This window comes from Paenibacillus apiarius (assembly GCF_017052585.1).
GTDB lineage: Bacteria > Bacillota > Bacilli > Paenibacillales > Paenibacillaceae > Paenibacillus_B > Paenibacillus_B apiarius.
Map to the genome: position 1 here is coordinate 3,248,173 of NZ_JAFFHZ010000001.1, position 21,853 is coordinate 3,270,025.

A 21,853-nucleotide genomic window follows, 5' to 3' on the forward strand; every position below is an offset into this window, starting at 1 on the left:
GACGCAGGCGGGGCTTGATACTAGGGTAAAGGGGATGGAGATGTGATGTGTGATGCGGTATAATAGGATGCTCATCTGAGGGTGCAGGGGGAACTCATTGGATAATGTGCAGTGGAAAGCTGTGTCGGAGCGGCTTGAGAGGCCTTTGACTGGATTTGGTCCAATAGAAATCGTGTTGAGGCAGCTGTGGAGCGGGATAGAGGGGATTTGATTGGAGCTTTTCCACTGGAATGCAGTCTTTTGAAGAGAGATGGACCTTTCTACTGCATGTTTTCCAATGCACTGTAGTTTGCGGAAAACGCGGTAGTTAAGGGGCGATTACATTTGGATTTTCGGGCTCTTGGCTCCATGGCCTGCAAATTTCAGGTTGTTGAGAAACCCTGCATGAAACAAATAAGAGTGGAGTGTGTTCGCAGGAGAGACCTGGCGATCGCCTTGAATCCGAGTCATCCCCGCACCGTCTCATCCTGAATGACTTGGATTCAACAGCGACGGAAGCGGAGACCCCCACCATACTTGTTTCTTTTTACATTCTGGGTTTCTCAATAAGCTCAAATTTATTATTCGTGCCATTCTCCCATCAACTCAGTAACGTGTCGCGGGGCATATCAGAAACACAGAACACCAGAGTCAGAACACCAGAGTCAGAACACCAGAGTCAGCACATTAGAGTCAGAACATCAGCGGCAGTACATCTGCTTCAGAATATTGCCATCTGAACATTGCAATTCGCGCATTATCGCCTGCCATAGCCCGTGCCATTGTGTAATTGGTTCTATTGCAGGGTTTTGTACTATCGATTACCTTTGAGTATAAATATATATTGAAAACAAATGTTGTTACTCATATAATGTACTCAATAAATAATTAAAGTATATAATGGGGTGGGCGAGATGGATGTTGTGAAAATGTGCGGTTTGACGAAAAGGTACGGTAAACAGCTCGGTATCAAGCAGGTGAATCTGACGGTGAAGCAAGGGGAAGTATTTGGCTTTATTGGACCGAATGGGGCTGGAAAGTCTACAACGCTGCGCACGATGATGCAGTTGATTCGTCCGACGGCCGGAGCGGTTGAGCTGTTCGGGGAACGGGTGAGCAAGGAGCGGCCGGATTTGCGCAAGCGTATCGGTTATTTGCCCTCCGAGGTGCACTTCCATCCGGATATGACGGGGCTGGAGGTACTATCGTTCGCCGCTTCCGTGCATGGTCTCGATCTCAAGCATACGCCTGCGCCCGACTATGCGGAACGTCTGAAGCTGGATGTGCGCAGACGCGTCAAGTCTTATTCGCTCGGAAACCGCAAGAAGCTTGGCATCGTTCAATGCATGCTTCATCAACCGGAGCTTCTCGTGCTGGACGAACCGACGTCTGGTCTGGATCCGCTTATGCAGCATACGTTCTTTGACATGCTGAGCGAGCAAAATGAGCAGGGGGCGACGATATTTTTCTCCACGCATGTATTGAGCGAGGTGGAGAAGCTGTGCCAGCGGGTTGCGTTTATTCGCGAAGGCAAGCTGCTGCGCGTCTGTGATGTCGACTCCATTCCAGGCAAGGACGCACGCATCGTGCATGTCCGCTTCCGGCAGTATGGGGATTGCATAGACAGTTATCAACTGCGGACGCTTGATCCGGATGCCGTATATGACGGCAGAGAGCATCGGCTATTGCTGCGCGGGGAGCTGCATCTTGCGCTGCGGCAACTGTCTGCTTATGAGATCGATGATATTCGGATCGACCAGCCGTCGTTGGAGCAGTTGTTCATGGCGGAGTATGAACCGGGGAACACGGCAGAGAGCGCAGCTTTTCACCACAGCAAAGCCGGGAAACAAGAAGGGAGCGAGTCCTGATGTGGCAAGTATTTCGGTATGAGTGGCGCACGAATCGGCGCAGCTTCGTCATATGGGCCGCTATTATTGTGTTATTCCAAATGATGTTCGCCGGAGTCGGCGATATGTATATGAACAACGAGCAGCTGCTGCAGGCGTTGGATCAATTCCCGCAGGCGCTGCTGGAAGGCTTCGGGTTCCATGCCGAAATGCTCGGGAGCTTCGAAGGCTGGATGGGAGGAGAACCGCTCGTTTTCTTCACCATGCTGCTTGGGGCTTTTGCTGCCATATGGGCCGCATCCACGGTATCCCGTGAACGGGACGGCGGCACGGTAGATTTCATGTTCACGCTGCCGATAACGCGCGGCGGGCTGTTCATGGGCAAAGTGGCTGCCCATCTGTCGGGTCTGCTTCTTATTACCGCGTTTTGCTATGGGGTAACGCTTTTGTTCGGGCAGTGGTTCAGCACGATAGAGGATGCGGCGATTTTGCTGGTATACATGGCAGCCGGGGCATTGGCGGCGCTGGCGTTCGCCGGTATCGGATATTTGATTACGGTGTTCGTCGCTTCGGAGCGGGCGGGTCTTGCGATAAGCATAGGCATCGTCATTATTTCGTTTCTCCTGAATATGCTGGCAGGGATGAATGAGTCGTTGTCCTGGCTCTCCGGCTTCAGTCTGTTCACGATCTTCAGCGGAGAAGAAATGTTCACTTCGGGCAGCTTGCCATGGGACGGCGTATTCATTACGATATTAGTATATATAGTCGGAGTGCTGGGAGGCTGGCTGATGTTGTCCCGCCGGGATTTATAACGGGTTAAGGCCAGCCGTCCGCGTCATCCGTTGAGAAAGGGGAACGCATGTCACTTGAACAGTAAAGCCATCGCCATCGTGCAAGCGGGTCGGCGCTTATTTTTCGAACAAGGGATTCAAGAGACGAGCATGGAGCAGGTGGCCGAAGCGGTTCCAGTCGCGAAGATGACCATTTATAAATATTTTCAAAGCAAAGAAGGATTGCTGGAGGTCATCATCGCTCAGATGCTGGAGGAATCTCATCAGCATCTCCGCAAGGTTATTGCGGAAGCGGGCGATACGTACGATTTGTTCCGGCGCATGATGGAATACCACGATTTCGACGACGTGTCCAAAGCATTTATTAACGATCTGGTGCAATATTATCCGGCTGTCTTTCAGCGGCTGATGTCGTATTCGGAGGAGCATATATTGCCGGAATTCGAGGCGGCGATCTTCCGCGGGCAGCAGGAGGGCCATATCCGCAAGGAGCTGTCCCCGCATCTTATCGTCAGGTTCCTTGTCTCGATGAAGCAGTTCATGGCGCAGCCGGGCAAGCTGGACGGATGCTTCAGCATGCGGACGATTTCGGATCAGCTGATGACGATGCTGTGTCATGGCATGTTGGTCGATCGCGATCCGCATCGCGTATAATTTATCCTCCTTCCTCCATAATAATGTCGTATAAGAACCAAGTTATTAGACGGCAGGAGGGAACCGAGGATGAAAAATCCGTATCCGTTAGGCCATGCGTTAACACAGTTGTACTTGTCCCAGGAGCATACGCGGGGACTGGATGAGGCATCAGACCTGGAATCGATGCTGCAGGACGAAGCGGGAGCGGATTCTCCGTCATCTCCGGCCGATCCATCCGAGGAGCCGGCTTCTACCGCGTTGCTGCACGAAGGCATGTCGGATGGAACGCTTAAAACGCATCAAATGGTGCAGCGTTCCTACGGTCTATACTAGGGAGAACAGGCAGGGCATTCATAGCTCAATCGACCGGTCCCGTGTTGTGTTCTCATGAACACAAGAGCACGATCAACCGTCGGGCTGAATGAAGGCTGTAATGCTGCGGGAGCAGTGTTGCGGCTATTTTTTTGCCGAAAATTCAGGTGTATGAATTTGACTTGCTAAACACTTGACACTTTAAGGGAAGATGGAGTAAACTTTATCTAATTCATAGTAAATTAATCGGAATTATAAGATATCAGGCAAACACATTCATTGTTAAGGAAAAAGCGAGGGGAATGGCGATGGAACGACAAATCGATATTCGATGGCAGCAGGAGCGGTTGGCGGCTACGCTGCACTATCCAGTGGAGCGGGCGCCTTTTGAGTCCGGATCGGAGCGGCGGGCTCCGGTCACGATTATTTGCCATGGCTTCGTCGGCAGCCGGATCGGCGTCGATCGGTTGTTTGTGAATGCTTCGCGGCAGCTTGCCGAAGAGGGGCATATTGTGATCCGGTTTGATTATGCCGGTTGCGGTGAGAGTACGGGCGAGTACGGACATTTCGGCCTCGACGATATGATAGAGCAGACGCAAGCGGTAGTGAATTATGCGCTTGGCTGCGGCAATGTCGATCCACAGCGTGTGACGCTCATCGGTCACAGTCTGGGCGGGGCCGTGGCGATCCTGGCGGCGGTCCGCGATCCGCGCATCAAGCGGTTGGTGCTGTGGTCTCCCGTCGCCTACCCGTTCAACGATATCGTGCGCATCGTCGGGCGCGAACGGTATGACGAGTCCATGACCCGCGGCGCATCCGATTATTTGGGCTACACGTTCACTCCGGCCTATTTTAATTCGCTGGGCAAGCATCAGCCGTTTCAAGAGGCGTCGAAGTTCAACGGCGATGTGCTGCTCGTCCACGGCACGAGCGATGACATCATTCCGGCGGACTACACTTTCTTGTATCAGAAGGTGTTCTGGATGCGAAGCGACGGACAGTGCGACAAGGAGATTATCTTTCAGGCGGACCATACGTACTCTAGCGGCGAGCATCGGGAGAAGCTGTTCTCCTGCACGATTCATTGGCTGAAGCAATGGGAGAAGCGGCAGGAGGAATGGGCGAACTGGAGCATTTGAGCGGCGTGATAAGATTGAGGGCAGTCTGTCTGATGCAAGCGGGATAGAAGCAGATTGAACAGCATGAGAAAGTCGATGGCAACATGAGCGACGCGAGAGAAACGGTGCCAGTTAGCGAAAGACGAGCGGCATGATGAATGAAAATGGAAGGTTGTCAAAGAGCGAAGAAGACGGGCGAAGAGCCGGATTCTTCGCTCTTTTGTGTTTGCCGGCCTCCGCGCAATGGGCATTTGTCTAGTCTCCCTTACATTCAGGAGGGGGACGGAAGGGACATAGTGGACAAGCGGCGCAAAACATTGGAAAATAAAAGAAATGGGATGTCGGGGAGGCGTTGCGATTGTTGGGAAAGTTACGCGTAATGGTCATCGGCTCGTTATGTATGCTTATGCTCGCGATGACGGCTTGTCAATCCGGGGCGGGAAAAGGGATTGCAACCGAGCCGCCGGCAATGGAGCGGGAAGACGGAGTCAACGCTCTGGATGGAAGTGAGTCTGAAGAGCGTCAGCCAGCGCCGTATCGTGCGCCGTTTACGGGATTGGAAGCGCAGGAGCCGCTGAAGAAGCGCCCGATTGCCGTCATGGTAAACAACTTCAAAAGCGCCAGACCGCAATCCGGCTTGTCATTCGCCGATATGCTGATAGAAGTGCTTGCGGAAGGGGGGATTACCCGCATTGTAGCTATTTATCATAGTCAGTTGGACTATGACGGGGCGATCGGACCGGTACGGAGCATCCGGCCTTACTTGATCGAGCTGGGGGAGAGCTTCCACGCCGTGCTCGTTCATGCGGGCGGAAGCAACGATGCGTATTCTATCTTGCAGAAGCAGCGCAAGCCCTACTTGGATGAAATCACCAATGCAGGCAGAGCGTTTTGGCGGGAATCGTTCCGCAAGGCGCCGCACAATTTATACACGAAGCTGAGCAAGATCACGGAGACCGCTGCCACACGGTTTCCGATGGAGGATGAGGCCTTGCCAGCTTTGCACCGCTGCATACGGAAATAGAAGCTTCCGCCGCCATGCCTTCCACGAGCCAGCCATCCGCTTCAAGTGAAGCGGCAACCCGCATCGAAGTCGCCTTTATGAACAATGGCGATCGTGTGCAGTATGCATATGATGAAAATAGCGGAAACTATATCCGACATATCAATGGCGAGCCGCATCTTGACATGGCAACGGACAAGCCGCTCACGGCCGATAATGTGCTCGTGCTCGCTGCGCCCCACCGCGTATTGGACAATGTCGGGCGGCTCGAAGTACAGCTGGATGGCGGCGGCGAAGCGCTCTTGTTCACGGGCGGGCGCACATATAGCGGCACATGGTAGCGTAACGGGCAAGGAGCTTTTGCATTCATGCAGTCCGGACAAGCCCTTCCGCTGAAGCCGGGGAAGACTCATATGTTGATCGTGCCGCACGAGCCGCCATTGCTTTAACACGTCGATTGGGAATGATTGGTTAATTACGCAAAGCCGTGTGGTAGCAAGGTTTACGGCGTACTTTTTGAAAAAACACGAAACTTGTCGAAAAAGAAAGGATACTAGTCCTAAAAATGACGTAAACTTTCGACAAATGTCCACTTTCGCTTTACGGTTTCTTTACAAACCTACCGGGTCATGTGATAAACTATGTAAGGCTTGAAAAGTTTACATCACATAGGCAATTTCTTGTTGCAAAGGAGATCTCGGAATGTTCAAGAAGAAGGACGTGTTTTTCGAAACGCTGCAAAATATGGCGGATACGCTCGTTCAAGCAGCAGAAACGTTCGCACAAGGTGTAGAAGATTTGAGTGATGTGTTGTCTTTTACCAAGGAAATGAAGGAACTAGAGAGCAAATGCGATATGTTTACCCACACGATTTTGACAGAGCTCAACAAAACCTTCATTACGCCGATCGAGCGTGAGGATATTATGGCGCTGACGACGGCATTGGATGACGTTCTGGACGGGATGGAGGCCAGTGCTTCGCGTTTCGACATGTACCAGATGCTTGAACGTGATGAAATCGTGGTGTTGTTCGCGGATATTATCAAGCGCAGCACGTATGAAATTCAGAAAGCAATTCGTTTGTTGTCACAGAAGAAGCTCCTCGCGATTCGCGAGCACAACATCCGCGTCAACGAACTGGAAAATGCGGCCGACGATATTTACCGCCGCGGGATCCGGGCTTTGTTCGTCGATGTGACGGACCCGATTGAATTGATTAAACGCAAAGATGTGTATGAACGGTTGGAAGCGACTACGGATAGCTGCGAGGATGTAGCGAACCAGTTGGAATCGATCGTCATGCGGAATTCCTAATAACTGTCGTAGCATAAGCAAGCTGAGTGTACGAAGGAGGTTGGGTATTGCGCGGACGCGAGCGGTTCTCGGTTCAGTGCAATCGCGGGTAAATGGACATAGATATGACTTTAATGGTCGTGGGAGTCGTCATCATTTTGGCGCTGGGCTTTGACTTTATCAATGGCTTCCACGACACGGCGAACGCTATCGCGACGTCGGTATCGACGCGGGCATTGCCGCCAAGGGTAGCGATTTTGATGGCTGCCACAATGAACTTCGTCGGAGCCCTTACGTTTACGGGCGTAGCGAAGACGATTGGGGGCAGCATTGCCGATCCCGCCAAGCTGGAAAATGGGCTGGAGATCGTGGCGGCAGCGCTCATTGCCGCTATTATTTGGAACTTGGTTACATGGTGGTTCGGCATTCCGTCCTCCTCCTCCCATGCGCTCATTGGCGCGTTGGCAGGGGCGGTGTTCGCCGGAGCCGGAATGGATTATTTGAATATGGGCGGATTCAAGAGCATCGTTATCGGTCTCATCATTTCGCCGATCATTGCATTTGTCGTAGGTTATATCGTCATGATGATACTGAAATGGATCTTCGGCAGGCACAGTCCGCATACCGTCAACAAAGGGTTCCGGACATGCCAGATTATTACGGCGGCCTTCCAATCATTCACCCACGGGACGAACGACGCGCAGAAGGCGATGGGTATTATTACGTTCGCTCTCGTAACGGCGCAGGTTCAGACCGATATGGAAGTCCAATTGTGGGTTAAGATTGCAGCCGCTACGGCGATGGCGCTCGGTACGTCCATCGGCGGTTGGAAGATTATCAAGACGATGGGAACGAAAATTTTCAAGATTGAACCAATTAACGGCTTTGCCGCTGATTTGTCCGCCGCTTCGGTTATTATGTCGGCGACGCTGACGCACTTGCCAATTAGCACTACGCATGCTATCACCTCCGCCATTTTGGGGGTAGGGTCCGCCAAGCGTTTTTCGGCTGTCAAGTGGGGGGTAGCAGGCCGGATCGTCATTACATGGTTTATTACGATTCCGATCTGCGCGGTGCTGGCAATGGTTGTTTTAAAAATAATCCATTTTGCTTTCTATTAATCAATACGGGGTGTTCCGGGAGTAGAGCTTCTACTTCGCGGGAACGCCCCTTATTTGTCGTTGCCGTCCGTTGCATGGTTCATGTGCCGCTTCATGTTGACAGCTTCAGACCGATGAGCGAAATGACGATAAGCGAGATGAACAGCAGCCGCTTCCACTCCTTCGGTTCTTTGAAAAATATCATTCCCGCCAGCACGCTGCCGGCGGAGCCGATACCGGTCCAGATGCCGTAGGCGGTTCCAATCGGAATCGTCCGGAGCGAGGAGGACAGAAGATAGAAGCTCGCGCCTCCGAACGCGATGGCACACAGGGTAGGCGCTAATTTACGGAACCCGTCCGATTTTTTTAGGCTGATGACGCCGCCGATTTCTGCAAAGCCAGCGAGTATAAGGAATATCCAATTCATAACGAATCCCCCTGTGAAAAAGTGTAGTTAGACATTGTGGCACGGCTGAATTATTTCACTCTTGCCGGTTGCTGTGCTGGTTCGGGCTCTTCCGCTGTGACCAGCTTCAAGCCGATGATCGATCCGACGAGCAGGATGATGCAGGCGATCCGAAGCAAGCTTGCCGGTTCTCCCATGAACAGGATGCCGACGAGCGCTGTTCCGGCCGAGCCGATGCCGGTATATACCGCATAAGCCGTTCCAATCGGAAGCCGTCTCATCGCCTGCGTAAAGAAGTAAAAGCTAATGATAATCAAGCCGATAGTAATGAGGCTGGGCAATAGCACGGTAAAGCCATGCGCATATTTCAGGCCGATGGCCCAGCCGATTTCAATAATTCCTCCAATGACTACGTAAAGCCATGCCATAGGTCAATCCTCCTTCATTTTTGGGTTGTTGCGATGCGAAAGAAACCGATGAGCTTGTCCCATTTATTGTCGCCCTGATCGGACGAAGACATGCTGCATCGAGCCGAAGATTAGACCGGAAATGATAGGGAGAGAGGCTGCCCCCATAGTAGAATTTCCACTAAGGAGACAGCCTCTAGGTGCCTGAGTCGGGAGGGGATCCCTGCTGTGCGGTGTCCGGTGGTGCCCATCCGCAGGAAAATAACGCGGCTGACGGGTCCGGACAGGATAGTGATAAATGCCGATCCTGCTTGGGGGGAGAAGGCGGTGCTTCAGCGCTCTATCGTTTGCGCCGCTGGTTCGGGCGCGTCGTCCGGCGCTGCTTCGCAGGTCTTCTCGTGCCGGTTCGATTGCTCGGGCTGGGTCTGCGCTGGCGTCGTCTTCTTCGTCTGCGCTGCGCTTCCTCCACATCCCAATCTTCCACATCGTCGTCGGCTTCCTTCTTGCCCTTCTTATTAGGGAGGAGGCTGCCCATGAGCAGCTTCGCTACCGGCGCAATTTGCGAGACGCTTTGCATTACCTTTTGAACCTTGTTCATCGTGGCGACGATGCCGTCGATACCGCCCATGCGGTCGATGACCTGCTTGATGTCATTCATGGAGAAGCTGCTTTTCTTCTCGGTATTGAGGGGGGTCACCGGTGTCTCCGCAACCGGGGTGTATGGCACGATGGCTCCTTCGGGCGCTGACGGCGGCTGGAACTGGGAAGGGGGCAAGCCGCCCGAGAAGCTGCGGGTCCACTGAGCCGATGAGGAGTGGGAATGCTGCTTCGGTATATGCAAGCTTGGCACGGCCATGAGGTCCTGCGGATTCGTCGGGGCCCGCCGTCCGTGGTGAGGCGCGTTCATATGATCACGACCTTTTTAAATAAAATATTGATTGGCTCTAACCTATGGGTTACTATACTGTATGTGGTAGGCGAACAACTCGTTTGGACGATCGCCCGTAGGCGTACGCCCGATCCTGAATGGAAACGCTTTATTTTCACTACTATTCTCTAAAGCACAAACTTGGTAACGCTTGAAAAGGTAGGATAAAGGAAGTACAATGAGGTTACAAGCGATGAAGTAGGGGTGGATAAGGTTGCAATTGAAAAAATTGAACGATAAGACGATCGACCAGCTGTTCGAGGCGGTTTTGACCCTTGAATCAGTGGAAGAGTGCTATATTTTCTTTGACGATCTGTGCACGGTGAATGAAATTCAATCCTTATCCCAGCGATTAGAGGTTGCTCGCATGTTGGGCAAGGGCTGTACGTACAATCAGATTGAAGCGGAGACCGGAGCGAGTACAGCCACGATTTCGCGTGTGAAGCGTTGTTTGAATTACGGGAATGACGGTTACAAAATGGCTTTGGAGCGTCTCGGGCGATAAGCATGAAGCCGGGTCTGTTGGTGGTTAGCCACGGTTCACGAGACGGCTCTTGGGTTACACTGGTAGATGAAGCGATTGCCAAGGCTGCGTGGCCGGAAGGCGTACCGATCGCTTCTTCTTTTTTGGAATGCGTGCCGAGCCGGAATATTCAGGACGGCGTCGACGCGCTGGAAGCGCAAGGGGTGGACCATATTGGGGTCATCCCCTTGTTCGTGTCCGCGGGCAGCAAGCACGTGGACGAGATCGCGTACGCGCTCGGCGTAACGGCGGCGCCGCTTGCGAAGACGGAGCTGGCGCCGTTCCGCGTGAACGCGCGCGTGCTGTACGGGCGCCCGCTTGACGGCGGAGCCGTGGCGGCCGAGCTAGGCGGGCGGCCCGGGTTGGCCGGCGGCAAGGAGGCCAACGGAGGCGCGGGCGTTGCCGCGCGCGTGTTCGGCGGGGCCGATGATGCGGAGGAGGATATTCTCCTCCGCATGGTGGAGGCCCGCCTGCGCGGGCTGGGCGTACGCCCCGGCGCGGATGGCGTGCTGCTGATAGCGCACGGCAGTCCGCACGAGCCGTTCCAGGCGCGCTGGCATGATAGCCTGCGCGGCTTGGCGCGGCTGCTCGTGAAGCGCGGCATGTGCGCGGCCGCGTCGCACGCGCTGCTCTGCTGTGAGGACATCGCGGCCGCCGCGCAGCGGTTAATGAGCTTGCTGAGCGGCGCCGCAGACGGGTTTGGCGAGCGCGCGGAGAAGCTGGCCGCACCACTTCCAATGTTCGATGCTGCTCCATCCCTTGGAGCGGATGAAGAGCTTGGCGAGCATGCGGTGAAGCGGCGAGTGGCGGTGGTGCCGGTATTTCTGAGCCGAGGGTATTTTACGACTCATGTTATTCCTGAGCGCTTGGCAGACGTTCCGGTTATGTACGACGGACAGACGCTGCTGCCGTATCCGGCGCTAAGCCGCTGGCTGGAGCGTGAAGCAGAGAGGCTGCTGGGGATGCTGGCTGGCAGATTGAGCGAATGAAAATAGTTGTTTTTTTCACCAAAACGTTTAACATAGAAGATTGAACGATAAGTTCTTGTGTTCCTTGTTTGAAGATGGTTTCTGTGAAAGGGTTCACGGTTCACGATATAAGATTCGGTTGTTCTGATTGGCATGCAAGCAGAGAGAACGGCGCTGGTGAGATTGTTGCTGCGCACGGATAATGGTTGTGAGATCGCATCGATATGAATAGATTGTAAATGGGTGACGCAGTCATGATAAAAAAAGCGAGACTAATCTATAACCCGACCTCCGGACGGGAGGAAGGCAAGAAGCGGCTGGCGGATATTTTGCAGATGCTGGATGCCGCAGGCATCGAAACGACGACGCACGCGACGGACGGCGAGGGCGATGCGACGACGAGTGCGGCGGAAGCGATCGACCGCGGCTACGATATGATTATCGCGGCTGGCGGAGACGGCACGTTGAACGAGGTCATTAACGGCATGGCAGGCAAGCCGGAACGGCCGCCGCTTGGCATCATCCCGCTCGGGACGACGAACGATTTCGCCCGGGCGCTTGGCATTCCGCGCAATTGGGAAGAGGCATGCTCGATCATTACGCGGCAGGTGACGCGGGTCATCGATCTGGGGCAGGCGAATGATAAATATTTCATCAATATCGCGGGCGGCGGGTCGTTGACAGAGCTGACATATGAGGTGCCAAGCAAGCTGAAGACGATGATTGGACAGCTCGCTTATTACATGAAGGGCCTCGAGAAGATGACGCGCCTGCGTCCGACGGAGCTGCGCATCGAGCTGGATGGCCATGGCGTATTCCATGAGGAATTCATGTTGTTCCTCATTACGAACACGAACTCCGTCGGCGGCTTCGAGAAGCTGGCGCCGGATGCGCGCATTGACGATGGTCTGTTCGATGTCATCATGCTTAAGAAGTGCAATCTGGCGGAATTCATCCGCGTGGCAGGCATGGCGCTGCGTGGCGAGCATGTGAACGATCCGCTCATCATTCATGCTCAGACGAAGCGCGTGTCGGTGACCTCGCCGGATATGGTGCAGCTCAATCTGGACGGGGAGTACGGCGGACTGCTGCCGGCGACGTTCCAGGTGCTGCCGTCGCATTTGCGGATTTTTGTGGATGGTGAATAGAAAATGGGAAGCATCGTTCGGATGAGAACGAGCGGCTTGGCTTGCTGCCGGTGCGGGGCGGGTCAGGCCATTTCTTGCTCTTTAGGGAATGTTTATGTTAGGCGGGTGGCGGGGCGTTAAAGTGAATGAAATCACTTTTTTCTTCCCGGAGCAGGTATGTCTGTTTTCATCCTTTGTTTCACTCTCCCCTTCATTCAGAATGGCAGCCCGCTTCTCCTTTTTGAACGTGTAGACGGTCATTTATGTACTTATGGTTCTTATGCCCATTCTCCCTTACAGTCAGAAAAGTAAATGTTGAGGATAAGGCACATGGCGTACTGGATGCCGTGGGATGAAGCGTGTGAAAATAATGGAAGTGAATTAGAGTGATCGTTGGTCATGCTCTCTCCTGATGGAAGGGTAGAATGAAGCAAAGTAACCGGTGAAACAAATCTCCGTAGTCTGAAAGGCATTGTGTGCACGGAACATTCGTTACATGTTATGAACATGAACAATCACGGTTCTTAGCTTTTTTTAAACGCGGTTGCTTACCTTTCAAAGGTCTCGGTAGAGATTTTCTCATTGAAGGCGCAGCTATGGTATGATGGGAACGATGTTGAAAAGGTCAGTAAGATTGTGCGATGGATAAGTTTTATGAAGGTTGTACAGGTAAGGACAAAAAGGCTGAATTGAGATAGAAGCAACGAGGAAGCGGGAGGGCATAGCGTGAAAGGGAACAAGCAAGGCAAACGGCCAGGGCGCCGGAATGAAGCAAGGTCTGCATCTGCGACGCGTTCACGGACGACGGCGGGTGGACGCGCGGCACATGCAAACGAGCGGACTGCTCCGGTGCAGAAAAATGAAGAGGTCGTACTGGACATAATCGGATTGACCCACGATGGCGAAGGCGTCGGCCGGGTGGACGGCTTCACGCTGTTCGTCAGCGGTGCCCTTCCCGGCGAGCAGGTGCGGGCGCTCGTGCTGAAGGTGAAGAAGCAGTATGGCTATGCCAAGGTGCTGGAGCGTCTGGTCAACAGCCCTTATAGAGTTGAGGCAGAATATCCGGCAAATTACTATGGCGGCTGTCAACTGCAACATCTGGCGTATACAGAGCAGCTGCGCTGGAAGCGCCAGCATGTCATTGATGTGCTGGAGCGAATCGGCAAGTTCCGCGTCGAGCCTGTGCTTGAGGAAGAGGGGGAACAGGCTCGGGGGGAGGCGGCAGAGTTATCGGGTGTGAACGCTAATGAAAATGGACAAGCAGGTCCTGACGCTGCTGCTGTTGAACGGGAAGACGGCATTTTGGAAATGCAGATGCAGGCAAAACCAGTCCAGGTGCTGCCGACGCTCGGCATGGAACATCCTTGGCGCTATCGCAACAAGAGCCAAATGCCGGTCGGCAAGAACGACCGTACGGGCGAACTGATTGGCGGATACTTCGCCAAGGCGAGCCATCGCATTATCGATACGGATGTGAGCCTTATTCAGCATGAGGCGAATGATGAAGCGATGCGCGCCGTGAAACGGATTGCCCGCAAATACGGCATTGAGCCGTACAATGAGGAGACGCATAGCGGTCTGCTGCGTCACGTTATCATGCGTGTCGGCTTCCGTACGAACGAGCTGATGATTACGCTCGTCACGAACGGGGAGCGGATTCCATATGAAGCGGATATCGTGTCCGAGCTGGCAGAGGCTCTGCCGCAGCTGAAGAGTGTGTGCCAGAACATTAACACAAAGCGCACCAACGTTATTATGGGCGACCAAACCCGTGTGCTATGGGGTTCCGAATATATTACCGATTATATCGGGGACATCAAGTTTGAGATTTCCGCACGTTCGTTCTATCAGGTGAATCCGGTGCAAACGGAAGTTCTGTATGAGAAGGCAGTGGAGTATGCCGGCCTGAGCGGGCAGGAGATCGTCATTGACGCGTACTGCGGCATCGGGACGATCTCGCTGTTCCTGGCGCAGCGCGCGAAGCGGGTGCTCGGCGTGGAAATTGTTGAGGAAGCGATTGCCGATGCGCGCCGCAACGCGGAGCTGAATGGAATTACGAACGCGGAGTTTGCCGTTGGCGCAGCCGAAGAGGTCATCCCGCGCTGGAAAGAGTATGGCGAGTCTCCGGATGTGATTGTGGTTGATCCGCCGCGCAAAGGCTGTGATCAAGCCTTACTGGATACGATGCTGGAAATGAGTCCGGAGCGGATCGTGTATGTATCGTGCAACCCGTCTACGTTAGCGCGCGATTTGCGTATTTTGGCAGATGGAGGATATAAGGTAGTTGAGGTGCAGCCGGTGGACATGTTCCCGCATACGGTGCATGTGGAGTGCTGTTCACTGTTAGTGCGGAAAGACAAATAAAAAGGAGATGTATTGGCGAACATTGTAAAAGAGGGGCATCGCCCCTCTTTGTTATTCAATTATTTTGTCCTTTCTCCTACCTTTGTCTTTTGATTCTGTCCAACTTAATTCGACTACGGTTGCTCTTTTCGTCAATAAATGAACTTAATAATTTACTTAACTCTATTAAGTAAGTCATAAACTGAAGCTTCCACTGCATCGGTTAAAGAATATCTCGTATTAACTCCCAATTTTTTGATTTTGTTGTCATCCCAAATTCTATTTATTGTAAAATTTTTTACCATTATTGTTTGTTCAGATGTCGATAACTGAACAATTTTAGCATTCCTGCCAGTTTGCCGATCAATTTCTTTCTTTAATTGAAACCAAGTTGTATCAAAACCTTTAAGTAAATAAACCCCATTGTCAGCCTTCGGTTTTTCGTAAGTTCCTAACCATTCCATTGCCCTTCCAATATCTCTTGTATCTATTAGAGACACTTTAGTATCGCCATTTCCAACCATCGGAAATTGGTCATTCGTATGAGCGGTAAATAGCCTTGCAAAAAATGATTTGGTATCTCTAATGCCAATGGTACTTGCTGGACGTAAAATCACGGTTTCAATCCCAGTCTTTTTCGCTACTTCTTCAATCACTTTTTCCCTTTCAATAGCTACTCTTTGTGTTAGGTACTCAGGTTGTGAAACGTAGGATTCATCAATAGGGTTATTACTTTTAAAATCATATACAACGATTGTGCTTAATTGAATAAATCGGGAAACACCTTGTGAAACGGCTGTTTCAATTAACGTTTTAGTTAATTTTGTTTCTACTGGAGCATCCAAGCTGTTTTGTGTATGTAGATTTGTATCAGCCGTACAATTATAAACCACTTCATTCCCTTCTATTGCTTTTCCAATTGCTTCAGGATTCGAAAAGTCAATCCTAACTACATTGACCCCTAAACTCTCTAAAAATGTTGTATTACTTGTATCACGAATCGCTGCCGTTACTTGATGTCCAGCTAATTGCAATTGTTCCACTACATGACTACCAATAAATCCAGTGCTTCCAAAGACAATTGTCTTCATTCTTTTCATGCCCCCATTATTCACTTAAGGATTCTTTAGCACTATACTATATGAAGTACAAAATAAATAAAAGTACGGTATTTTATTATAGTTACTATACTTAATGATAGTCGGAGGTATAAAAGATGTCTCACGAATCTAATCACCAAAACTGTCCCATCGAAAAGACAATGAATGTAATTGGAGGTAAATGGACGTTTCTAATTCTAAGGGACATCTTTTACGGTCCACAGCGGTTCGGGGAGTTACAGAGGTCTTTAAGAGGGATTAGTCCAAGGACACTCTCTCTGCGATTAAAAGAGTTGGAAGAAGAAGGGGTTATTAGTCGTGTTATTTATTCAGAAATTCCTCCGCATGTCGAATATTCCCTTACTAAAAAGGGGCAATCCCTTCATCCGATTTTTGAAGCTATGAAAGAATGGGGAAATTCATGGGATGTATTAGAACAGAAAAAATAAAAATGAGCATTGTGCTTTTTACAGAGCCTGTTAATCTGGCCAGGGGCACATCGTATGTTGCCTACACTGTCCACTCAACTCATGTGGAGTGCTGTGTGTTGCTAGTGAGGGAGTAGTATCTTTGGGGTCACATTTACCTAAACATCTAATAATCCATGAAGGTTTCAAGTCTTAAAGCTTGAAGCCTTTTTGTTTATAAATGGCTGACCGGAGCGTCTGCACCTGTCTGGACAATAAAAATAGGCTCACGTAAACTGAACCTAAACCTAATGTTTTTCAACAAATCCGGTCACACTTAAACAAAGGAGGCGTTCACAATGCCGAATGCAGCAACAAACAACAACTATCAGATCAGCATGGAAAATATTCGGTCGATGCCCCCAACGAGTTATTTTGGAACGAAGATTCTGTTTGTGATCAGCGGGAGCCTGACCGTGAGCTGTACGGCTCGTGATTATAAGCTGCAGGCTCATGATATCTTGATCCTTAACCGCAATGACAGGCATGAGATCTCAAGCCAGGAGGATAATATCGTCATGGTGCTGAGCCTGACGGCACAGTTCTTTGCACAGCATGATAAATCGTACTTCTCCTATCACTTCGACTGCTTCTCGCGAGAGATGGACCGCGGGCGCGAGCAGATGGTCGCACTTCTGCGGCGTTATCTTGCCGAGATCATGATTGCTTACTCGCGAACAGGCGAGCTTCAGGACCTGGAACTGCAGAGCAGCTTATTCCAAATGCTGCTGCTGCTGACTCGTTTCTTTAAGACCGAGGCTCCCGTGCGTGAAGGGAGTTCTCACGACGATGAACGGATTATGCGCATCATTCAGGAGATTGAGCAGCGCTACGACGAGCCGATTACCTTAAATGAGATCGCACAGAAGGAGTATTTATCGGTTTCTTACCTCTCTCGGTATTTCAAGAAAATGACAGGTTTTGGATTCGTACAGTACGTCAATCTGGTTCGGCTGAAGCATAGTTTTGATGATCTGGTTCATTCCACAGATTCGTTATCTCATATTGCGTTAAAGCACGGATTTGCAAGCTCGAAAAACTTCAATGCCGTCTTTAAAGCGGCCTACGGGATGTCCCCGGCCCAATATCGGAAGGAGCATTCGGAGCAGCAGGACGATGCACAGCCAGCGTCTAACCATGCTTCTGAGCCCAGAACGGCGCTGCAATCACCAGATATTCTGGCGAAGCTTGCCCAGTACATTGAGACAGGGGAGCAGATCTCTGATATTAGCGAGGCTCTATTTGAGAAAAGGCAGATCGAACTTGACCCAACCAGACAGGAGGAAGTGGCGGCTTCCACGCATGTTCTCTTCATCGGCCAGCTTAAGGAGCTCCTTAATGAGAATGTCAAAGAGCAGCTTCTCATGGCTCGGCAGGAGCTCCGCATCCGATATATCGGAATTCGCAACCTGATCTTTGGCAAGACGCTGCTTCCCGAAGCGGAAACGGACGAGCTGGTGGCTACCTCTACGCCGTTCATGAATTCCGATCTTGCCCTCCAGTTCCTAAAAGATCATCATCTCCATCTCCTGATCCGCATCGAATACCAGGAGATTTCCTCAGACGAGAACCAGTATTTCGAGCTGCTGGATAAGTTTATCCGCCACTCGATTCAAATTTTTGGACGGGATACCGTAGCGAAGTGGCGCTTCATGTATTATGAGCCTCATGTCACGATTGCCTCCCCAGAAGAGCTGCGGCGGATATATCTTCGCCTTCAGTCTTTAGTGAAGAGCAGGGAAGAGCGAGTGCAGGTGGGGACCTATCTTCCTTTTTCCGAACGAACAGGGACAACGGCTACACAGCATGAATGGCAATTAAGCCACGGCGACGTTATTGACTTCCTTGCATACGAAGCGAATCCGAACGAAGTCGTTGATTTCGATAAATCGGCTGACGATGATTTCACCGAAACGCGGGACTATATCCTCTCCGTTACGTCCAAGCTGAAAGCTTTTTTAAGGAAGCATCGCATGGAAAAATCGCTGTTTCTCATGTCTTGGAATACGTTGACCGGGAATACTAGGTATACGAACGGAACGTTTTTCCGCGGTGCCTTAGTGATGAAGGCGGTGCTGGATATAAGCCGTGAGGTCGACGCGATCGGCTTCTGGATCAATACGGAGCAGCATGAGGAGGAGCGCAGCGCTCGTAATATAAGCATTGACGGGCTGGAGCTGTTTCACTTTTTCAATGGAAAGAGACCTGCTTATTACGCGGTCATGTTCAAGGAACGCCTGCGAGGACGAATTGTCGCACAAGGGAAAGATTATGTGATGACGGAGCATGCAGATGGATACCAGCTCGCTCTATTGAACTGCAATAATTTCAATCCTCGCCTCTCGGTGGAAGAGCTGTTTCTGAGACAGCGGAAGAAGGAGATGCATATTCGCCTGCTTGGCATGAGGCCAGGTGCGTATCAGATTCGCAAATTCCAATTCGACCGCGATCATGGGGCATTGTATTCGGAGTGGGGGAAGCTCAATAGCAAGCATGGCGTCGATCAGGAGATTATGAATTATATCATCCACCGCTCGACCCCTTCCTTGAAAGTCATTGACGAGCAGTTGAGCGATGATTGGTCCTTTTATGTGTACTTGGACATGAACGCGATTCACTTTTATGAGTTCCGTAGAATGTTCGATGATATGCAATAAATCACATGTGACGAAAGTGGGTAAAAATGCCCCCTTCTGTTTTGTCCAAACAGGAAGGTCAAACAAGAAGACGGCAAAACGAAGGACATGAGAGTGCAAAGATAGGGCCGATTGCAATCGCTTTCTTTCCTATAATAAAGGCGTAGAACAAGTTTCTACACTGGCCGGTGACAAGCATCATGTTATAGGAGGGCAGAGGTCATGAAAACGGAACTATTTAGACGACTAGACGAGAAAAAAGAACGCATCATTGAGATCAGACGGTATCTGCATGCGCATCCGGAGCTTTCCTTCCAGGAGGAGAATACCGCGAAGTATATCGCTGAATTCTATAAAGACAAGCCCTGTGACGTTCGCGAGCATGTCGGCGGCAACGGCGTGGTTGTCACGATTGATAGCGGCAAGCCGGGCAAGACCTTAGCGATCCGCGCGGATTTCGACGCGCTTCCGATCACGGAGCAAACGGGGCTTCCATTTGCCTCGCAGAATCCGGGCGTCATGCACGCTTGCGGACATGATGGGCATACGGCTTACATGCTTGTCTTTGGCGAGACGTTAATGGAGATGAAGGATCAGTTAGAGGGCAAGGTCGTTATTTTGCATCAACATGCGGAAGAAACACCGCCTGGCGGAGCGATTCATATGATTCAGGATGGCTGCCTGGATGGGGTGGACCATGTGCTCGGCATCCACGTCATGTCTACCATGGAGACGGGAGGAGTCTTCTACCGTGAAGGACCGATCCAGACGGGACGTGCCTACTTCAAGGTGAAGATTCATGGGAAAGGCGGTCATGGCTCCTCGCCGCATATGGCCAATGACGCCATTGTTGCCGCAAGCGAATTCGTATGCGCCGTACAAACGATCGTAAGCCGCCGCTTGAATCCATTTGATGTCGGCTCCATTACGATCGGGTCCTTTGACGGAAAAGGAAGCTTCAATGTCATTAAAGACTCGGTCGAGCTTGAAGGCGATGTTCGAGCGATGACGGAAGAGACTCGCAGCTTGATTGAACAGGAAATTCGCCGCATCTTATCCGGACTTCAAGAAATGTTCGGGATCACGTATGAGCTTGAATACAACAATGACTATCCTGTTCTCGTCAACGATCCGGCATTGACGGAATTTGTGGTGAAGTCACTGACTCAGAGCGGCATTCCTGAGGTCACCTCAATCGAACGCTGTGAACCGCAGCCGCCTTCAGAGGACTTCGCTTATTACGCGCAACAGCGTCCAAGCGTATTTTTCTATGTAGGCGCGATGCCTGGCAATGGAGAGTATTACCCTCATCATCACCCTAAATTCGATATCAATGAAGACTGCTTGCAGATTGCTGCTAAAGTCATGGGTGCACTCGTTATAGACTACATGAAAGAGGGCGAAAGAGATGAAGACACCAACAGTTCCGTATAAAGGCAACGATAAGCTTATCGTAGGGATCGTGTTCGGGGTTATCACCTTCTGGCTCTTCGCGCAATCCATGGTTAATATCGTTCCTGACGTTCAGGCTGATCTCGGAATATCTCTAGATACGCTGAATATCGCCATAAGCTTGACGGCGTTATTCTCGGGGATTTTTATCGTCGTTGCCGGTGGCTTGGCGGACAAGTTCGGGCGAATGAAGATGACGTACATTGGGCTCATTCTTAGTATCATTGGTTCCTTATTGCTTATTCTCGCACATGGTTCCGGAATGCTGATCGCAGGCCGGATTATCCAAGGTCTGTCCGCAGCCTGTATCATGCCGGCAACGCTGGCTCTGATGAAGACGTACTTTGAGGGAGCAGAAAGGCAGCGGGCGTTAAGCTTCTGGTCCATCGGATCTTGGGGCGGCTCTGGGGTATGTTCCTTTGCCGGCGGCGCAATCGCAACGTATATGGGCTGGCGCTGGATCTTTGTCTTCTCGATCGTGTTCGCTTTGCTCGCGATGCTGCTCATCAAAGGTGCGCCTGAGAGCAAGAGCAAGGTCGAACAATCGGGCAGCAAGGCTCGCTTCGACTTTGGCGGCTTGGTTACGTTCGTGATTACGCTCGTTACCTTGAACCTGATCATTACGCGGGGCTCCTCCTTCGGCTGGACAAGCGCGATTACATTGTCTCTTGCTGTAGTGTTCCTTGTGTCGACGTTTATTTTCTTCAAAATTGAGTTCCGCCATGCGAATGGATTCATTGACTTTTCTCTGTTCAAAAATAAAGCCTATACCGGGGCAACCGTGTCGAACTTCTTATTGAATGCCGCAGCAGGCACCTTGGTTGTCGCGAATACGTACGTTCAGATCGGGCGCGGATTTACCGCCTTCGAATCCGGGCTATTGTCCCTTGGCTACTTGGTGTGTGTGCTCGTCATGATTCGTGTCGGCGAGAAGCTGTTGCAGAAGCACGGCTCACGTAAGCCAATGATTACGGGTTCACTCATTACGGCAATTGGAATTGCCATGATGTCATTCACCTTTGTCCCAGGCTTTCTCTATACGTTGCTTGTCTTTGTCGGCTTCATGCTATTTGGTATCGGACTTGGCATGTACGCGACGCCATCGACGGATACTGCGGTCTCCAATGCGCCAGAAAGCAAGGTCGGTATTGCTTCCGGGATTTATAAAATGGCGAGCTCGCTCGGCGGTTCGTTCGGTGTCGCCATCTCCGCAAGCGTGTATGGGGTTATCGCTGCTGCCGGAAGTATAGAGCTGGCCGCAATGGTCGGGCTGTTAACGAACGTTGCATTCTGTGTGGTATCCTTACTGTCGGTCATTATCACGGCACCAAAGGGCAGCAAAAAAGATAATGTATCTCTCGCTCCAGCTACAAAGTAAGAATACCGCTTGGAGTTCGGATTAGAGCTATACAGATTC

General features: G+C 51.4%; 21 protein-coding genes. 17 read left to right on the forward strand and 4 right to left on the reverse strand.

Annotated features, from left to right (window positions below; translation table 11 throughout):
- The first annotated feature begins 893 nt into the window (after window positions 1-893).
- The 9 genes from JSQ80_RS14645 to JSQ80_RS14685 all read left to right on the forward strand — a co-directional run bounded on the left by JSQ80_RS14645 (window position 894) and on the right by JSQ80_RS14685 (window position 8,100).
- Window positions 894-1,847 (forward strand): ABC transporter ATP-binding protein, encoded by a 954-nt coding sequence (locus tag JSQ80_RS14645; RefSeq protein WP_206095791.1) that lies wholly within the window; start codon window positions 894-896, stop codon window positions 1,845-1,847.
- Window positions 1,847-2,638 carry an ABC transporter permease subunit gene (locus JSQ80_RS14650; protein WP_087432058.1) on the forward strand — a complete coding sequence of 264 codons (792 nt, stop codon included), beginning with the start codon at window positions 1,847-1,849 and terminating at the stop codon, window positions 2,636-2,638. The genes JSQ80_RS14645 and JSQ80_RS14650 overlap by 1 nt, the downstream gene beginning before the upstream one ends.
- 54 nt (window positions 2,639-2,692) lie before the next feature.
- Window positions 2,693-3,271, forward strand: a complete 579-nt coding sequence (locus JSQ80_RS14655; protein WP_087432059.1) for a TetR/AcrR family transcriptional regulator — start codon at window positions 2,693-2,695, stop codon at window positions 3,269-3,271.
- 69 nt (window positions 3,272-3,340) lie between these two features.
- Window positions 3,341-3,586 (forward strand): hypothetical protein, encoded by a 246-nt coding sequence (locus JSQ80_RS14660; RefSeq protein ID WP_087432060.1) that lies wholly within the window; start codon window positions 3,341-3,343, stop codon window positions 3,584-3,586.
- Between the two features lie 287 nt (window positions 3,587-3,873).
- Complete coding sequence (locus JSQ80_RS14665; protein ID WP_206095792.1) at window positions 3,874-4,704, forward strand: alpha/beta hydrolase; 831 nt, start codon at window positions 3,874-3,876, stop codon at window positions 4,702-4,704.
- A gap of 337 nt (window positions 4,705-5,041) precedes the next feature.
- On the forward strand, window positions 5,042-5,707 hold the full coding sequence (locus JSQ80_RS14670) for a DUF3048 N-terminal domain-containing protein (protein ID WP_240463668.1): 666 nt from the start codon (window positions 5,042-5,044) through the stop codon (window positions 5,705-5,707).
- 14 nt (window positions 5,708-5,721) lie between these two features.
- Complete coding sequence (locus JSQ80_RS14675; RefSeq protein ID WP_206095793.1) at window positions 5,722-6,027, forward strand: DUF3048 C-terminal domain-containing protein; 306 nt, start codon at window positions 5,722-5,724, stop codon at window positions 6,025-6,027.
- Window positions 6,028-6,388: 361 nt separating this feature from the next.
- A complete protein-coding gene (locus JSQ80_RS14680) occupies window positions 6,389-7,000 on the forward strand; it encodes a DUF47 domain-containing protein (protein WP_087432062.1) in 612 nt (203 codons plus the stop codon).
- Window positions 7,001-7,098: 98 nt separating this feature from the next.
- Window positions 7,099-8,100, forward strand: coding sequence for an inorganic phosphate transporter (locus JSQ80_RS14685; RefSeq protein ID WP_206097609.1), 1,002 nt, complete (start codon window positions 7,099-7,101; stop codon window positions 8,098-8,100).
- A gap of 91 nt (window positions 8,101-8,191) precedes the next feature.
- On the opposite strand, the gene JSQ80_RS14690 is transcribed toward JSQ80_RS14685, so the two are convergent.
- The 3 genes from JSQ80_RS14690 to JSQ80_RS29105 form a co-directional block, all read right to left on the reverse strand.
- Window positions 8,192-8,506 (reverse strand): DMT family transporter, encoded by a 315-nt coding sequence (locus JSQ80_RS14690; RefSeq protein WP_206095794.1) that lies wholly within the window; start codon window positions 8,504-8,506, stop codon window positions 8,192-8,194.
- 50 nt (window positions 8,507-8,556) lie between these two features.
- The gene (locus JSQ80_RS14695) at window positions 8,557-8,913 is read right to left on the reverse strand and encodes a DMT family transporter (protein WP_087432064.1); all 357 of its coding nucleotides are present in this window, start codon (window positions 8,911-8,913) and stop codon (window positions 8,557-8,559) included.
- 319 nt (window positions 8,914-9,232) lie between these two features.
- Window positions 9,233-9,799, reverse strand: coding sequence for an oligopeptidase (locus JSQ80_RS29105; RefSeq protein WP_240463670.1), 567 nt, complete (start codon window positions 9,797-9,799; stop codon window positions 9,233-9,235).
- 235 nt (window positions 9,800-10,034) lie between these two features.
- On the opposite strand from JSQ80_RS29105, the gene JSQ80_RS14705 reads away from it, so the two are divergent.
- From JSQ80_RS14705 to rlmD, 4 genes are all read left to right on the forward strand, one after another.
- A complete protein-coding gene (locus tag JSQ80_RS14705) occupies window positions 10,035-10,325 on the forward strand; it encodes a YerC/YecD family TrpR-related protein (protein ID WP_087432065.1) in 291 nt (96 codons plus the stop codon).
- 2 nt (window positions 10,326-10,327) lie between these two features.
- The gene (locus tag JSQ80_RS29505) at window positions 10,328-11,332 is read left to right on the forward strand and encodes a sirohydrochlorin chelatase (protein WP_206095795.1); all 1,005 of its coding nucleotides are present in this window, start codon (window positions 10,328-10,330) and stop codon (window positions 11,330-11,332) included.
- A 233-nt stretch (window positions 11,333-11,565) separates the two neighbouring features.
- Window positions 11,566-12,459, forward strand: coding sequence for a diacylglycerol kinase (locus JSQ80_RS14715; RefSeq protein WP_176392719.1), 894 nt, complete (start codon window positions 11,566-11,568; stop codon window positions 12,457-12,459).
- Between the two features lie 705 nt (window positions 12,460-13,164).
- The gene (gene rlmD, locus JSQ80_RS14720) at window positions 13,165-14,802 is read left to right on the forward strand and encodes a 23S rRNA (uracil(1939)-C(5))-methyltransferase RlmD (RefSeq protein WP_206095796.1); all 1,638 of its coding nucleotides are present in this window, start codon (window positions 13,165-13,167) and stop codon (window positions 14,800-14,802) included.
- A gap of 152 nt (window positions 14,803-14,954) precedes the next feature.
- Here rlmD and JSQ80_RS14725 read toward each other — a convergent pair whose 3' ends face one another.
- A complete protein-coding gene (locus tag JSQ80_RS14725) occupies window positions 14,955-15,872 on the reverse strand; it encodes an NAD-dependent epimerase/dehydratase family protein (RefSeq protein WP_206095797.1) in 918 nt (305 codons plus the stop codon).
- 125 nt (window positions 15,873-15,997) lie between these two features.
- Here JSQ80_RS14725 and JSQ80_RS14730 point away from each other — a divergent pair, with 125 nt between their 5' ends.
- The 4 genes from JSQ80_RS14730 to JSQ80_RS14745 all read left to right on the forward strand — a co-directional run bounded on the left by JSQ80_RS14730 (window position 15,998) and on the right by JSQ80_RS14745 (window position 21,814).
- Complete coding sequence (locus tag JSQ80_RS14730) at window positions 15,998-16,330, forward strand: winged helix-turn-helix transcriptional regulator (protein ID WP_206095798.1); 333 nt, start codon at window positions 15,998-16,000, stop codon at window positions 16,328-16,330.
- A 317-nt stretch (window positions 16,331-16,647) separates the two neighbouring features.
- Entirely contained in the window at window positions 16,648-19,005 is a 2,358-nt protein-coding gene (locus JSQ80_RS14735; protein WP_206095799.1) for a helix-turn-helix domain-containing protein, read from the forward strand.
- A gap of 201 nt (window positions 19,006-19,206) precedes the next feature.
- Complete coding sequence (locus JSQ80_RS14740; RefSeq protein ID WP_206095800.1) at window positions 19,207-20,418, forward strand: M20 family metallopeptidase; 1,212 nt, start codon at window positions 19,207-19,209, stop codon at window positions 20,416-20,418.
- Window positions 20,393-21,814: an MFS transporter gene (locus JSQ80_RS14745; protein ID WP_206095801.1), complete on the forward strand. Its 1,422-nt coding sequence runs from the start codon at window positions 20,393-20,395 to the stop codon at window positions 21,812-21,814. Before JSQ80_RS14740 ends, JSQ80_RS14745 begins: the two co-directional genes overlap by 26 nt.
- Window positions 21,815-21,853: the final 39 nt, after the last annotated feature.

Bases quoted from the DNA above. Each gene is read 5' to 3' on its own strand.
- JSQ80_RS14645 (WP_206095791.1), top strand. From the start codon at position 894: ATGGATGTTGTGAAAATGTGCGGTTTGACGAAAAGGTACGGTAAACAG.
- JSQ80_RS14650 (WP_087432058.1), top strand. From the start codon at position 1,847: ATGTGGCAAGTATTTCGGTATGAGTGGCGCACGAATCGGCGCAGCTTC.
- JSQ80_RS14660 (WP_087432060.1), top strand. From the start codon at position 3,341: ATGAAAAATCCGTATCCGTTAGGCCATGCGTTAACACAGTTGTACTTG.
- JSQ80_RS14665 (WP_206095792.1), top strand. From the start codon at position 3,874: ATGGAACGACAAATCGATATTCGATGGCAGCAGGAGCGGTTGGCGGCT.
- JSQ80_RS14675 (WP_206095793.1), top strand. From the start codon at position 5,722: ATGCCTTCCACGAGCCAGCCATCCGCTTCAAGTGAAGCGGCAACCCGC.
- JSQ80_RS14680 (WP_087432062.1), top strand. From the start codon at position 6,389: ATGTTCAAGAAGAAGGACGTGTTTTTCGAAACGCTGCAAAATATGGCG.
- JSQ80_RS14690 (WP_206095794.1), bottom strand. From the start codon at position 8,506: ATGAATTGGATATTCCTTATACTCGCTGGCTTTGCAGAAATCGGCGGC.
- JSQ80_RS14695 (WP_087432064.1), bottom strand. From the start codon at position 8,913: ATGGCATGGCTTTACGTAGTCATTGGAGGAATTATTGAAATCGGCTGG.
- JSQ80_RS29105 (WP_240463670.1), bottom strand. From the start codon at position 9,799: ATGAACGCGCCTCACCACGGACGGCGGGCCCCGACGAATCCGCAGGAC.
- JSQ80_RS29505 (WP_206095795.1), top strand. From the start codon at position 10,328: ATGAAGCCGGGTCTGTTGGTGGTTAGCCACGGTTCACGAGACGGCTCT.
- JSQ80_RS14715 (WP_176392719.1), top strand. From the start codon at position 11,566: ATGATAAAAAAAGCGAGACTAATCTATAACCCGACCTCCGGACGGGAG.
- JSQ80_RS14725 (WP_206095797.1), bottom strand. From the start codon at position 15,872: ATGAAGACAATTGTCTTTGGAAGCACTGGATTTATTGGTAGTCATGTA.
- JSQ80_RS14730 (WP_206095798.1), top strand. From the start codon at position 15,998: ATGTCTCACGAATCTAATCACCAAAACTGTCCCATCGAAAAGACAATG.
- JSQ80_RS14735 (WP_206095799.1), top strand. From the start codon at position 16,648: ATGCCGAATGCAGCAACAAACAACAACTATCAGATCAGCATGGAAAAT.
- JSQ80_RS14740 (WP_206095800.1), top strand. From the start codon at position 19,207: ATGAAAACGGAACTATTTAGACGACTAGACGAGAAAAAAGAACGCATC.
- JSQ80_RS14745 (WP_206095801.1), top strand. From the start codon at position 20,393: ATGAAGACACCAACAGTTCCGTATAAAGGCAACGATAAGCTTATCGTA.